The organism is Burkholderia sp. BE17 (assembly GCF_009362305.1).
Lineage (GTDB): Bacteria > Pseudomonadota > Gammaproteobacteria > Burkholderiales > Burkholderiaceae > Burkholderia > Burkholderia pyrrocinia_C.
Window position 1 is genome coordinate 1 of record NZ_WHNU01000006.1, and the last position, 12,226, is coordinate 12,226.

Below are 12,226 nucleotides of genomic sequence, written 5' to 3' on the forward strand. Positions count from 1 at the left end.
CCAGCGTTCAATCTGAGCCAGGATCAAACTCTTCAGTTTAAACCTGTTACTGTTTTCGGTTCTTTCGAACCGGTCGCTCACTCAAAGCTGACAGGAATATGAATTGCTTCATAAACCTGACTTACTTCAGTGTGAGACTCTTGATACTTTCGCTATCTGATCCGAGGATCAGCTCGCTTCCATCAAGCGCCCACACTTATCGGCTGTTAATTTTTAAAGAGCATTTCTGCGAGAAACCTGAAGTTTCTCAGCAGCGCTGCGTTTTCAGCAGCAGAGAAGCGAGATTATGAACCGTGTTTCGCAGATCGTCAACAACTTTTTAACTGCTTCGTTGCGACTGCGGGGTCCATCTTCCTGCGTCAGCCGTGCGCCCAACCTGCTGCACACCACCGACTTCGCTTCCCCTCTCCCGCGCCGCGTTTCCGTTAGCGCGAAAGAGGCGTGATTCTATGCACCCCGCGTCGATCGCGCAAGGGGTTCGAAGCAACTTTTTTACAAAAGCCGCAATTCGGCCGTCCGGCCATGCCAGGGCACAAGACCGCTTATGGTGCAAAGAACGGACTAGAATGTGAGGTTCTTCGCCCCTTTCTATATACGTCTTTAATATGCGCCAGCGAATCGCCAAACGCCTCCCCCCCGATGCCGACAAACTGGTCGGTCTGTCGCTTGCGCTCTTCGCCTCGGGCAGCCGCATCGAGGATCGCTTCTGGGAAGCGAAGCTCGACGCACTGCTCGCGAAGATTGTCCGCAACGGCAACCAGACCACGCTCGACGCAGCGCTCGACCATCTGCAGCAGAATCATCCCGACGCCTACGGCGCGCTCGCCGACATCGCCGAGACCCATAGCGAGTCGATGGTGATCGAGCACGACGGCCAGCCGTACGATGCGCTGCTGGTCGCCGTCCCGGTTCTCGCATGGACGCGCTACATGATTCCGTCGGGCCCGCTCAAGGGCGACGTGGCCGACGCGCTGCGAACGCACCTGCAGGCTCATGTCCTTGCGAACGGCACGCTCGTCGGGCTTGCCCCGTTCCTCTACAGCATCGACCAGTTGCCGCGGCATCACGTCGAGACCTACCGTCTTGCCCAGCAGCTCGCGCATGCGGCGATCGGCCAGCACACTCCCAAACTCAGCTTCGGTGACCTGCCCGAAACCTCGCCGATCCTTGCCGACCCGCGCTTTCTGCTCGCCGTCGTCGCTGCGCCCGCCGGCGCGCCGCTGTTCCGCTGGCAGGAAGAAGAAAGCGGTAGCCGGATCGAGCGCGGCCAGTGCCTCGAACAATGGACGGCCCAAGGCGGCCCGAATCTGTCGATCGCACTGCCGGGATGCGAGTTCGAGTGCCTGCTTCCGGACGCGTACTACTCGGCCTGCCGAGATGCGGACGAACGCATTCGTCCGCACACGGTGCGAACCGCCATTCGTTATCTTTTCGACACACTTGGTACGGCACCGCAGGAGCTGCGCGCGGTGGTCGCCGGCTTCGGCGAACGTCGTATCGATGAATATCGTGTCGGCTTCACGCGGCGTGCGAGCAACGACGTGATCTACGGTGTCGTGTGGCCGCTCTACGGCCGTGAAAACGGCGACGTGTCGATCGACAGCGCGACGCTCGAAGGCGAGGCGCCGATCGAAGGACCGCTCGAGGAAATCGTGAGCCTGTTGAAGGAATGCGGCGTAACCGACGTCCGCCGGCACGCAGGCCGATTCGAACCCGAATACTGCGACGACTGCGGCGTGCCGCTTTACGCAGATCCGCTCGGCGAAATCGTCCACGCGGAAATGCCGGAAGACGCATCGCCCGCCCAGCCGCACTTCCACTAAACTCTCGCAGCAGGCCTGAACGGCCTGCCCACCCGAAGCCGCTCCCGGTTCCCGCCGGAGCGGCTTTTTTCTTGTCCGATATCCCGTCGCTCAAAATTTCAGACTTTTCCTAAGCCTTTCAGCCAAGCAGACATCGTGTAAGGTCTTTGTCATTATCTGGGCCAACGCATGCCCGACAGCAGATCAATGACTCACCCTTATGGAGGTTGAATATGCGATTCCTGGTGCTTAACTCAGACGCCGAACGGCGTGACGGACTGAAGGCCCTGTTGCGGCAGATCGACCGCCACGCCAGCATCAACGATGCACCCGACGGCTTCCAGGCGCGCCGGCTGCTGCGCACCCAGCGTTTCGACCTCGTCACGATCGACTGGCTGGACATCGGCCGGCTAAGCGAGCTTCAGGCACTCTGCAGCGCCTGCTCACCGACGCCCGCGGCCGTGATGATCGACGAAGCATCGCCGGAAGCCATCCAGCGCTTCTTCAACTATGGCGTCGCTGGCGTGATCCCGCATTCCACACGGCCGCACCTGATCGTGCGTGCGCTCGAGATGGTGCTGCTGGGCGGGCACTACATCCCGCCGATCGCCCTCCGCCTGCTGCCCTCCGTGGCCGCGGCGCGCCACGAGGCCCATTTCCAGACACTCGCCGGATCGCTGCCCCGCCGCCCGCCCAGCGGCCTGTTGTCGCCGCGGCAAGCGCAGATCATGCGCTTCGTCCACATGGGCAGCACGAACAAGATGATTGCCCGCACGCTCGGCATCAGCGAAGGCACCGTGAAAATCCACCTAGCCAGCATCTTCCAGCAGCTTGGCGCCGTCAACCGCGCCGCAGCGGTCGCGATCTACAACGGCTGGCTGTCGCCGCACCTCGAAGTGCTGCTGGCGAACCGCAACCGCGCGCGCAAGCCTGCCATCGGCGAACACGGTCCGGTGCCGCTGCGCACGCAACGCAACGATCACCGATACCCGTTACCGGCCACGCATGCCGGCACACAGGACCTGCCGCTCGCCGCCGAGCCGCGGGCACGGTTCCGGCGCGAGCGCTAACAAACAGTCTCGATATTGCGACGGTCAACATGTGCGGATTCCCACCTTTGATGCTCAACGAGTAATATGAACGCATGGGTTTTCTTTTCACACCGCTTCCGCTCTGGGTTGGCATCGGTGGCTGGATCGCCGCCGTGGCCCTGCTCACGCTCGCGATCTGGAATCGCCCCTTCGTGCGCCTCCAGGACGCCACGCTCCAGCACGTGTGGCTCGCGCTCGTCACCGCAATCGCGGTCCTCTGGGCCTCGAATGCGTGGCTCGAAGATGGCATCGTCATGCATCTGCTGGGCGCAACGCTGCTCGTCACGCTGTTCGACTGGACGCTCGCGCTGATAGCGATGGGCGCCGTCACCGCGGTTGCCGCGATCATCTTCGACGCGCCGTGGCAGGGCATTGGCCTGACCTATCTGATCTACGGCGCGCTGCCCGTCGCCGTGTCGGCGTTGCTGCAGCGCGCCGCGCTCGCATGGCTGCCGCACAACCTCGCGTCGTTCATCACCGGCCAGGGATTCCTGTCGCCGGCCATCGCGATCATCGCGGTCGCCGCAGCAGCAGCCGGCGTCCAGCTCGCCCTTGCGGATGGCGTGCCTGTCGTGATTCCTGCCGGCTACCTGTTGAACACCGCGCTGCTCGCGCTCGGCGAAGCGTGGTTCACCGGCATGGCGACTGCGCTCATCGCCGTCTATCGCCCTGCGTGGGTCACGACCTTCGACGTCCGGCGCTATCGCCTCGGCGGCCCGCGCGCCTGAAACTCCTTCGGATCGGGGCACCGTCAGCACGTGCCGGCGGCATTTTCCGCAGCGCGGGAGAATAGGCCATCTACTGCCGCACAACTTTTTTACGCTAAGATTGAACTCCTGTTCTTAATCGGGCATCTATACGTGCCCGATGTCTCCTTCGCTCCTCACCAATAACCAGATGGACAGCTCACCTGCCTCGCTCCGGATTCTCCGGGCGCTCGGCAAGCTGGCAGCCTGTGTCGCGGGCCTGTCGCTTGCGCTTCCGACACCGGTATTCGCCGACCTGCTCGATCAGCGCTCCGAACTGATCAACAAATTCGTCAACGAAATGCATGCCGATCCGCTCGCGGCCGATTGTGCGGCGCACGGCAGCTTCATTGCGAGCACGTCGTCGGCCTTCGACCGCGTCGACTTCGCGCCGAACGCATTCGACAGCGGCAACGCGACGATCACGCCGTGGAACGACTCGTTCGACCAGGGCAAGCAGCGCGTGAAGGTCGACAACATCGTCACGGTCGACGGACTCGGCGTCCACAGCGACGGCAGCGACCCGACGCCGCTGAAATTCCGTTGCGGCTACGTCGGCCAGCAAATGCTCGCGTTCAGCTGGAACGACCCCGTTCCGCCGCTGAAGCCGCGCGTCGAGCGCTCCACGTCTTCGACGAAGAAGTTCAAGGGCAAATCGCACCGGGGCAATGCAAAGGCGAAGGCATCGGGCCGCACCGGCAAGAAGGCCGTCGCAACGAAGAAATCAGGCGGCCAGAAGAAAGCCGTGAAGAAGAAAACCGCGAAGAAGTCCTGATACGACGGAGCGGCAACGACAGAAGCAAAAAAGCCGGGGCATCCTGAGATGCCCCGGCTTTTTTCATGCGACGACGATACGCTTACGCGAACGTGTCGACGTGCACCAGGATCGCGGCCAGCATCGCTGCGCCAAGCGCCGCGCTGCGCTCACCGTTCCAGCCGACACGCTCGTCGGGCAGGTTCGCGTTGTCCTTGAACGGCATCTCGAGCGTCAGCGACAGGCAGCCGAACTGATGGCCAATGTACTTCGACGCAAGCTTGAGCGCGTCCTCCTTGTACTTGCTCGCCGCATAACCATGCTCGGTCTGGAAGTCGGGGCTCGCGACCTTGAACGCGTCGATGAACGCGGTCTGCTCCTTGCCCTGCTGCTCGGTAAAGCTCGGCAGCATCTCCGACCCGGCAACGAACACGTATGGCAGATCCTCGTCGCCGTGAATGTCGAAGAACATGTCACAGCCAATCGCGTGGATCGCGTCGCGCACGGCAAGCACCTCGGGGCTGCGCTCGGCATCGGGCGTCATCCATTCGCGGTTCAGGTTCGCACCTGCTGCATTGGTGCGCAGGTTGCCATGCACGCTGCCGTCCGGGTTCATGTTCGGGACGATGTAGAACGTCGCGCGATCGTAGAGCTTGCGCGCGACCGGATCGCCGGCCCAGTCGCCCCATCCGGCCAGCCGCTTGACGAGGCCTTCGACGAACCACTCGGCCATCGTCTCGCCCGGATGCTGACGCGCGATGATCCACACTTTCTTCTTCGGCACGCCGTCGATTTCCGGCGTGCCGAGCGTCAGCAGCGACATCGGGCGGCCCTCGACCGTGCGGCCGAGCTCGACGACGCTCGCCTGCGGCAGCTGCTGGACCGCGCCGAGAAATGCCGCGTGGCGCTCCTCCGAGTACGGTTCGAAATACGCGTAGTAGATGCTGTCGAACTCCGGCGTATGGTCGATGGTCATCGTCTTGCCGTCGAACGTCGTCGGCACGCGGAACCAGTCGACCCGGTCGTAGCTCGCCACCGCACTGTAGTTGCGCCAGCCGGACGGATAGGCGCATTCGGCGGCATTCTCGAACGTCATCACGCACCGCTCGCCGCGCGCGCCCGTCAAGCGGTAGTAAAACCATTGCGCGAATTCCGAACGGCTGTCGCCGCGCACGCGCAGCCGAATCGCATCGGGGCTGTCGCACGACACAACGTCGATTGCGCCTGCGTCGAAATTGCTGGTGATCGAAAGGGACATCTGTTTCTCCTGTGTCGACCTGAGTTAGTGCTTCAGCACTTACTCAGGTCCCATGCAACGCTGTCGACCTGAGTTAGTGCTTCAGCACTTACTCAGGTCCCATGCAACGCTGTCGGCCGGAACGGGCGGTGCACCGCTTGCCCGGCCTTATGCATGCGCCGGCCATCTCGTGAACGGCCGGCATGGTCACTCGCCGACTCGCCGGCGATATACGTAAGTCGAATCGTTCGACGCAGCCGCGTCGAACGCATAGCCTTCCGTCGCGAACTCCTTCAGCGCCTTCGGCTCGGTAATACGGTTCTCGACGATAAAACGCGCCATCAGGCCGCGCGCGCGCTTCGCATGGAAGCTGATGATCTTGTAGCGGCCGCCCTTCCAGTCCTCGAACACCGGCGTGATGACGGGCGCGGCCAGCAGTTTCGGCTTGACCGACTTGAAGTATTCGGTCGACGCACAGTTGACCAGCACGCGGGCCGCTCCGCTGCGCGCCTCGAGCTGCTCGTTCAGTGCCCGCGTGATGCGGTCGCCCCAGAACGCGTACAGGTCCTTGCCGCGCGCGTTCGCGAAGCGCGTACCCATCTCGAGCCGGTACGGCTGCAGCAGGTCGAGCGGGCGCAGCAGCCCGTACAGGCCCGACAGCACGCGCACGTGCTGCTGCGCATAGTCGAGATCGGCGGACGACAGCGATTTCGCATCGAATCCTTCGTAGACGTCGCCGTTGAACGCCAGCACGGCCTGCTTCGCATTGGCCGGCGTAAAGGTCGGCGACCAGTCCGCGTAGCGCTGGAAGTTCAGGCGCGCGAGGGGATCGGAGATATCCATCAGCGTTGCGATGTCCTGCGGCGAAAGCTTGCGCAGGCCGTCGATCAGCTCGGACGCGTCGTCGACGAATGCAGGCTTCGTGTAAGACTGGACGTGCGCGGGCGTATCGTAGTCGAGGGATTTGGCGGGAGAGAGAACGATTATCATAGAGGCTCGCTGGCACGCCGTGCCTTGCGGTCAGACGAAAACCACCGATTGTAACGAATGACCAGCTCCCTCGCCCCGCACGTCGCGCACCGCATCGTGCTCGACTCGAACGTCTGGATCGACATCCTCGTATTCGACGACCCCGCTACGCGCCCGATCCGGGCCGCGCTCGAACGCGGCGCGCTTGCCGCCGTGATCGACGGCCGCTGCCTGACCGAACTCGAGTACGTGCTCGATTATCCGCAGTTCCAGGCGCGTGCGATCGACAAGGCCGCCGCGCTCGCGACCGTCGCCCGCCTCGCGAGCCTCGTCGAGCCGCCGCCTGTCGACACCGACGCGCCGCCGCTGCCGAAGTGCAAGGATCGCGACGACCAGAAGTTTCTCGAACTCGCCCGCGCCGCGCAGGCCGAGTGGCTCGTCTCGAAAGACCGTGCGCTGCTGAAGCTCGCGAAGCGCACCGCACGCGACTTCGGTTTCCGGATCGCGCAACCCGCGCCGTTTGCCGAAGCCTGCGCGCTCGACGCCGCACCGACCACCGCTGCCACGCCGACCTGATGCACGCGGCGGCACCCGATTTCGACCGTATCGATGAACGCTCCTTCAGACATGCCAACGACTCCCGTTTTCCCCTCGCGCCTGCCGAACGTCGGCACGACGATCTTCACGGTCATGAGTGCGCTTGCCGCCGAAAAAGGCGCCGTGAACCTCGGCCAGGGCTTCCCGGATTTCGATTGCGATCCGCGCATCGTCGATGCGGTCGCGACCGCGATGCGCAACGGGCACAACCAGTATCCACCGATGGCCGGCGTCGCACCGCTGCGTGACGCGATCGCCGACAAGATCGCGCACGTCTACGGCCGGCGCTACGATCCGGCCACCGAGATCACGGTGACGGCCGGCGCGACGCAGGCGCTGCTGACGGCAATCCTGTGCGCGGTGCATCCGGGCGACGAAGTGATCGTCGTCGAACCGACCTATGACAGCTACCTGCCGTCGATCGAACTCGCAGGAGGCAAGCCGGTATTCGTCACGCTGGAGGCGCCCGACTACGCGATCCCGTTCGACCGTCTCGCAGCCGCGATCACGCCGAAAACGCGCATGATCCTGATCAACACGCCGCATAACCCGACGGGCACCGTGTGGCGCGACGCGGACATGCGCAAGCTCGAGGACATCGTGCGCGGCACCAACGTGCTGATCCTGTCGGACGAGGTCTACGAGCACATGGTCTACGACGGCGCGCGCCACGAGAGCGTCGCGCGCTATCCGGAACTCGCCGCACGCAGCTTCATCGTGTCGAGCTTCGGCAAGACCTATCATGTGACGGGCTGGAAGGTCGGGTATGTCGCGGCGCCTGCCGCGCTGACCGCGGAATTCCGCAAGGTCCACCAGTTCAACGTATTCACGGTGAATACACCGATGCAGATCGGGCTCGCCGATTACCTGCGCGACCCGGCACCGTACCTGACACTCGCCGGCTTCTACCAGAAGAAGCGTGACTTCTTCCGCGCAGGCCTCGAGCGCACGCGCTTCAAGCTGCTGCCGTGCACGGGCACGTACTTCCAGTGTGTCGATTACTCGGCGCTCAGCGACCTGCCCGAAGCGGAATTCTCGAAGTGGCTCACGTCGGAGATCGGCGTGGCCGCCATTCCGGTGTCGGCGTTCTATCACGAGCCGCACGAATCGGGGGTCGTGCGTTTCTGCTTCGCGAAGCAGGAAAGCACGCTCGCATCCGCACTCGAACGGCTCGCCCGACTGTAAGTCACGCGCGGGCGGCCGCGCGCCGCCCCGCCGGAGAGTCGCGCTTACGAACGCGCGCCGCTCGTCGCGTCGACATATGCCTTGCGTTCGGCGGCCACGCGCTGCGCGGCGGCACGCTCACCGACCTTCTTCGCATGAGCCTTCCAGTCGATGCCTGCATCGAGCAGGAAGTCGCGTCCGAACACGGCCTTCGTCGCCATCCCGATGACCGGCAGATGGATCGATGCGGCGATGTCCGCGAGGCTGAACGACTCGCCGAGCACGTACGGCGAAAACCGCGTCATCTGCTTGAACGCATCGATCGCGCGCGGCAGGCGCTTCTCGACGTGCGCCTTCATCCCGTCGCTGACCTTGCCGCCGAAAAACGCTTCCGTATAGACCTCGCGCGCCATCCATTCGAGATACAGCTCGAGCGTCTCGACCAGCTCGCGCACCTTCGCCGCCGCGAACGGCCCCGCCGGGAAAATGGCTTTCTCGGGATAGCGCGCCGCCAGGTATTCGATGATCACCTGCGACTCGAACAGCGCGCCCTCTTCAGTCTTCAGGAACGGAATCTTGCCGAGCGGAGAATCGGCGAGCTGGGCCGGATCGCTGATCGGCAAACCGCACACCGACTCCTCGAACGGAATGTCGTGCTCGAGCAGGACGAACTTCACCTTGTTGTAATAGTTGGACAACGGAATACCGCACAGCTGTAGCATCGGAGTCTCCTTCCTTGCGAGAGCGCGGCCGCAACGATGCCGGCCGCACCGGGATTCATCGCGCTGAAAAGCACGTTCGTGCTAGTCTAAAACAGTTTCACTGTCCGTCACGACAACATTACATCCGCTGCGGCAGCAGCGCTGCCGGTCCGCGCGACGCGCGCGGCGCCGCAGCCTCGCCATCCGATGGAGACACGCTCGCATGAGTGCTGAACTGCTGGCCTCGCGGCCGCCCGAGAGCGATTCGACGCTCGTCCTCACGCTGTCCAATCCCGGCGCGCGCAACGCGCTGCATCCCGACATGTACGCGGCCGGCATCGAAGCGCTCGCCACGGCCGAACGCGATCCCGGAATTCGCGCGGTCGTGCTGACCGGCGCCGACCGCTTCTTTTGCGCAGGCGGCAACCTGAACCGGCTGCTCGACAACCGCTCGAAGGATCCGTCCTACCAGGCCGACAGCATCGATCAGCTCGGCGCATGGGTGACGGCGATTCGAGAATCGACGAAGCCTGTGATCGCGGCGGTCGAAGGCGCGGCGGCCGGCGCGGGCTTCTCGCTCGCGCTTGCGTGCGACCTGATCGTCGCCGCGAACGATGCGAAATTCGTGATGTCGTACGCGCGCGTGGGCCTGACGCCCGACGGCGGCGGCTCGTGGTTCCTCGCGCGCGCGCTGCCGCGTGCGATCGCGGCCGAGATCCTGTTCGAGGGCAAGCCGGTCGCGGCCGAACGCCTGCATGCGCTCGGCGTGGTCAACCGGCTCGCCGTGCCCGGCGCGGCGCTGAACGACGCGCTTGCATGGGCCGATGCACTCGCCGGCATCTCGCCGAACGCACTCACGCGCATCAAGTCGCTGCTCGACGATGCGACGACGCAGCCGCTCGAACCGCATCTCGGCACCGAGCGCGATCATTTCGTCGCATCGCTGCATCATGCGGACGGGCTCGAAGGCATCACCGCCTTTCTCGAGAAACGCCAGCCCCGCTACAAGCGCTGATCCGCGTCGGCCGACGACGGCCGGCCGGCCGGCGACGATCGTGCACGGCGACTACCGGCTCGACAATCTGATCTTCCATCCGCACGAACCGCGCGTGCTCGCCGGGCTCGACTGAAAACTGTCGACGCTCGGCAATCCGTTCGCGGATTCGCGTACCGCCGCATGACGCAGCACGTCGATCCGCAACAGTTTCGCGACATCACCTGGCTCGACTGGCGCACATTCGGCATCCCCGACGAAGTGCAGTACGTCGCGCCCGATGGCGGCCCTGGCGTGGCAGTACGCGCAGAAAATGCGCCAGGAAAAGCCGCGCGCAACGTCGGCGACGATCTCCCGTTCGCCCGCGCGTCCGCATCTGCGGGCACGTTTCCGTCGCCGGCAGCCCGCGTCGATCCATGCTCTAATGACCGCCTGTCGCGGCGCACTGCCGGCGCCGTTTTCGCGCATGCAACCAAGGAGTTGACGATGATCGACGTCTACAGCTGGGCGACCCCGAACGGCCACAAGGTGCACATCATGCTCGAGGAAACGGGCCTCGCCTATCGTGCACATCCGGTCGATATCGGTGCGGGCGACCAGTTCGAGCCCGAGTTCCTGAAGATCAGTCCGAACAACAAGATCCCCGCGATCGTCGATCCGGACGGCCCCGGCGGCAAGCCGATCTCGCTGTTCGAATCGGGCGCGATCCTGATCTACCTCGCGGAGAAAACCGGCAAGTTCCTGCCGGCCGATCCGGCCGCCCGCTATGCAACGCTCGAGTGGCTGATGTTCCAGATGGGCGGTGTCGGCCCGATGCTCGGGCAGGCACACCACTTCCGCCTGTACGCGCCGGAACGGATCGAGTACGCGGTCAACCGCTATACGAACGAAGCGAAGCGCCTGTACAACGTGATGGAAAAGCGCCTCGGCGAATCGGAATATCTCGCGGGCGACGCGTACACGATCGCGGACATTGCGACGTTCCCGTGGACGCGCTCGTGGCAAAACCAGGGCATCGTGCTCGACGAGTTGCCGAACGTGAAGCGCTGGCACGAGGCAATCGCCGCACGACCGGCCGTACAGCGCGGCGTCGAAGTACTCGCGTCGATGCGCAAGCCGCTGCAGGACGACAAGGCGCGCGAGGTGCTGTTCGGCGCCACGCAATACGCGAAGCACTGACACGCGCGTGACGGGCGGAGCGGCATCCGTGCATGCCGCTCCGCGCCTCAGAAGTAATGCAGCGTGATGAATTCCGCCGCGCACACGAGCAACGGCGCGTCGGGACGCTCGGCCTGGATCGACACCGACCAGGTCGCCTGCACGCCGCCCCGCGCGACCTCGGCGGTTTCCTTCACCGCGAACAGCGCGCGCACGCGCGCACCGACCGGCACCGGCTTCAGGAACCGCACGCGATTCAGTCCGTAGTTCACGCCCATCTTCTGCTCGAAGCGCATCGCGTCGGTCATCAGCGCGGGAATCAGAGACAGCGTCAGGAACCCATGCGCGATCGGCCCGCCGAACGGCGACTCGCGCCGCGCGCGTTCGGGATCGACATGAATCCATTGATGATCGCCGGTCGCGTCGGCGAAGCCGTCGACGCGATGCTGGTCGATCGTGATCCAACCGCTCGCGAGCGGCTCCTCGCCGACACGCGCCTGCAACGCCTGCGCCGACGCGATCAACGGCAATGTCACGTCGGTCATGCGTTCGTGCCTCGCGGATCGCGCAACCCGAAAATCACCTTGCTATGCACGGTGATCACCGTCTCGCCGCGACCGTTGATGCCGATCCACTCCGTCGACACGATGCCTCGATCGGGCTTGCTCTCCGAGACGCGCTTGTCGTGGATTTTCTGGTGCATCGTGATCGTGTCGCCGGCGCGCACCGGCTTGAGCCAGCGGATCGAGTCGATGCCGGGCGAGCCCATGCTGGTCGAGTCCGGCCCGAGCTTCTTGATGAGCAGGCTCATGAACACCGAGCACGTGTGCCAGCCGCTCGCGACCAGTCCGCCGAACGGCGACGCCTTCGCGGCCTCCTCGTCGAGGTGAAACGGCTGCGGATCGTAGCGCTGCGCGAACGCCTTGATATCGTCGGGCTCGAACGTGTAGCTGCCCACTTCGGTGGTGCTGCCGACAACCAGATCTTCGTAACTGATACCCACTTGTGTGTCC

Annotated in this window: 13 protein-coding genes; 8 read left to right on the plus strand and 5 right to left on the minus strand. The window is 64.3% G+C overall.

All coding sequences use genetic code 11. From position 1 onward, the window contains the following. The first annotated feature begins 605 nt into the window (after window positions 1-605). From GD429_RS07350 to GD429_RS07365, 4 genes are all read left to right on the plus strand, one after another. Entirely contained in the window at window positions 606-1,823 is a 1,218-nt protein-coding gene (locus GD429_RS07350; RefSeq protein WP_152856355.1) for a DUF2863 family protein, read from the plus strand. Between the two features lie 212 nt (window positions 1,824-2,035). Continuing rightward, window positions 2,036-2,872 carry a response regulator transcription factor gene (locus GD429_RS07355; protein WP_152856356.1) on the plus strand — a complete coding sequence of 279 codons (837 nt, stop codon included), beginning with the start codon at window positions 2,036-2,038 and terminating at the stop codon, window positions 2,870-2,872. A gap of 74 nt (window positions 2,873-2,946) precedes the next feature. Then, window positions 2,947-3,621, plus strand: coding sequence for an energy-coupling factor ABC transporter permease (locus GD429_RS07360; RefSeq protein ID WP_152856357.1), 675 nt, complete (start codon window positions 2,947-2,949; stop codon window positions 3,619-3,621). A 139-nt stretch (window positions 3,622-3,760) separates the two neighbouring features. Continuing rightward, complete coding sequence (locus tag GD429_RS07365; RefSeq protein WP_152856358.1) at window positions 3,761-4,414, plus strand: BspC domain-containing protein; 654 nt, start codon at window positions 3,761-3,763, stop codon at window positions 4,412-4,414. 82 nt (window positions 4,415-4,496) lie between these two features. Here GD429_RS07365 and GD429_RS07370 read toward each other — a convergent pair whose 3' ends face one another. Together GD429_RS07370 and yaaA are read right to left on the minus strand one after the other, a co-directional pair. After that, complete coding sequence (locus GD429_RS07370; RefSeq protein ID WP_152856359.1) at window positions 4,497-5,651, minus strand: M14-type cytosolic carboxypeptidase; 1,155 nt, start codon at window positions 5,649-5,651, stop codon at window positions 4,497-4,499. Window positions 5,652-5,837: 186 nt separating this feature from the next. Next, complete coding sequence (gene yaaA, locus GD429_RS07375) at window positions 5,838-6,620, minus strand: peroxide stress protein YaaA (protein ID WP_152856360.1); 783 nt, start codon at window positions 6,618-6,620, stop codon at window positions 5,838-5,840. 57 nt (window positions 6,621-6,677) lie between these two features. Here yaaA and GD429_RS07380 point away from each other — a divergent pair, with 57 nt between their 5' ends. Together GD429_RS07380 and GD429_RS07385 are read left to right on the plus strand one after the other, a co-directional pair. Further along, window positions 6,678-7,175 carry a putative toxin-antitoxin system toxin component, PIN family gene (locus tag GD429_RS07380; RefSeq protein ID WP_152856361.1) on the plus strand — a complete coding sequence of 166 codons (498 nt, stop codon included), beginning with the start codon at window positions 6,678-6,680 and terminating at the stop codon, window positions 7,173-7,175. A gap of 33 nt (window positions 7,176-7,208) precedes the next feature. After that, window positions 7,209-8,381: a pyridoxal phosphate-dependent aminotransferase gene (locus GD429_RS07385; protein ID WP_152856362.1), complete on the plus strand. Its 1,173-nt coding sequence runs from the start codon at window positions 7,209-7,211 to the stop codon at window positions 8,379-8,381. A 44-nt stretch (window positions 8,382-8,425) separates the two neighbouring features. On the opposite strand, the gene GD429_RS07390 is transcribed toward GD429_RS07385, so the two are convergent. Continuing rightward, the gene (locus GD429_RS07390; protein WP_152856363.1) at window positions 8,426-9,082 is read right to left on the minus strand and encodes a glutathione S-transferase; all 657 of its coding nucleotides are present in this window, start codon (window positions 9,080-9,082) and stop codon (window positions 8,426-8,428) included. 202 nt (window positions 9,083-9,284) lie between these two features. Here GD429_RS07390 and GD429_RS07395 point away from each other — a divergent pair, with 202 nt between their 5' ends. Together GD429_RS07395 and GD429_RS07405 are read left to right on the plus strand one after the other, a co-directional pair. Then, window positions 9,285-10,076 carry an oxepin-CoA hydrolase, alternative type gene (locus GD429_RS07395; RefSeq protein ID WP_152856364.1) on the plus strand — a complete coding sequence of 264 codons (792 nt, stop codon included), beginning with the start codon at window positions 9,285-9,287 and terminating at the stop codon, window positions 10,074-10,076. Window positions 10,077-10,541: 465 nt separating this feature from the next. After that, window positions 10,542-11,234 carry a glutathione binding-like protein gene (locus GD429_RS07405; protein WP_152856365.1) on the plus strand — a complete coding sequence of 231 codons (693 nt, stop codon included), beginning with the start codon at window positions 10,542-10,544 and terminating at the stop codon, window positions 11,232-11,234. Between the two features lie 47 nt (window positions 11,235-11,281). On the opposite strand, the gene GD429_RS07410 is transcribed toward GD429_RS07405, so the two are convergent. Then, complete coding sequence (locus GD429_RS07410; protein WP_152856366.1) at window positions 11,282-11,758, minus strand: MaoC family dehydratase; 477 nt, start codon at window positions 11,756-11,758, stop codon at window positions 11,282-11,284. Next, window positions 11,755-12,216: a MaoC family dehydratase gene (locus GD429_RS07415; protein ID WP_321574448.1), complete on the minus strand. Its 462-nt coding sequence runs from the start codon at window positions 12,214-12,216 to the stop codon at window positions 11,755-11,757. The genes GD429_RS07410 and GD429_RS07415 overlap by 4 nt, the downstream gene beginning before the upstream one ends. Between the last annotated feature and the right edge of the window lie 10 nt (window positions 12,217-12,226).

Excerpts from the sequence above, each read along its gene's own strand:
- GD429_RS07350 (WP_152856355.1), top strand. The coding sequence starts at position 606 with ATGCGCCAGCGAATCGCCAAACGCCTCCCCCCCGATGCCGACAAACTG.
- GD429_RS07355 (WP_152856356.1), top strand. The coding sequence starts at position 2,036 with ATGCGATTCCTGGTGCTTAACTCAGACGCCGAACGGCGTGACGGACTG.
- GD429_RS07360 (WP_152856357.1), top strand. The coding sequence starts at position 2,947 with ATGGGTTTTCTTTTCACACCGCTTCCGCTCTGGGTTGGCATCGGTGGC.
- GD429_RS07365 (WP_152856358.1), top strand. The coding sequence starts at position 3,761 with ATGTCTCCTTCGCTCCTCACCAATAACCAGATGGACAGCTCACCTGCC.
- GD429_RS07370 (WP_152856359.1), bottom strand. The coding sequence starts at position 5,651 with ATGTCCCTTTCGATCACCAGCAATTTCGACGCAGGCGCAATCGACGTT.
- yaaA (WP_152856360.1), bottom strand. The coding sequence starts at position 6,620 with ATGATAATCGTTCTCTCTCCCGCCAAATCCCTCGACTACGATACGCCC.
- GD429_RS07380 (WP_152856361.1), top strand. The coding sequence starts at position 6,678 with ATGACCAGCTCCCTCGCCCCGCACGTCGCGCACCGCATCGTGCTCGAC.
- GD429_RS07385 (WP_152856362.1), top strand. The coding sequence starts at position 7,209 with ATGAACGCTCCTTCAGACATGCCAACGACTCCCGTTTTCCCCTCGCGC.
- GD429_RS07390 (WP_152856363.1), bottom strand. The coding sequence starts at position 9,082 with ATGCTACAGCTGTGCGGTATTCCGTTGTCCAACTATTACAACAAGGTG.
- GD429_RS07395 (WP_152856364.1), top strand. The coding sequence starts at position 9,285 with ATGAGTGCTGAACTGCTGGCCTCGCGGCCGCCCGAGAGCGATTCGACG.
- GD429_RS07405 (WP_152856365.1), top strand. The coding sequence starts at position 10,542 with ATGATCGACGTCTACAGCTGGGCGACCCCGAACGGCCACAAGGTGCAC.
- GD429_RS07410 (WP_152856366.1), bottom strand. The coding sequence starts at position 11,758 with ATGACCGACGTGACATTGCCGTTGATCGCGTCGGCGCAGGCGTTGCAG.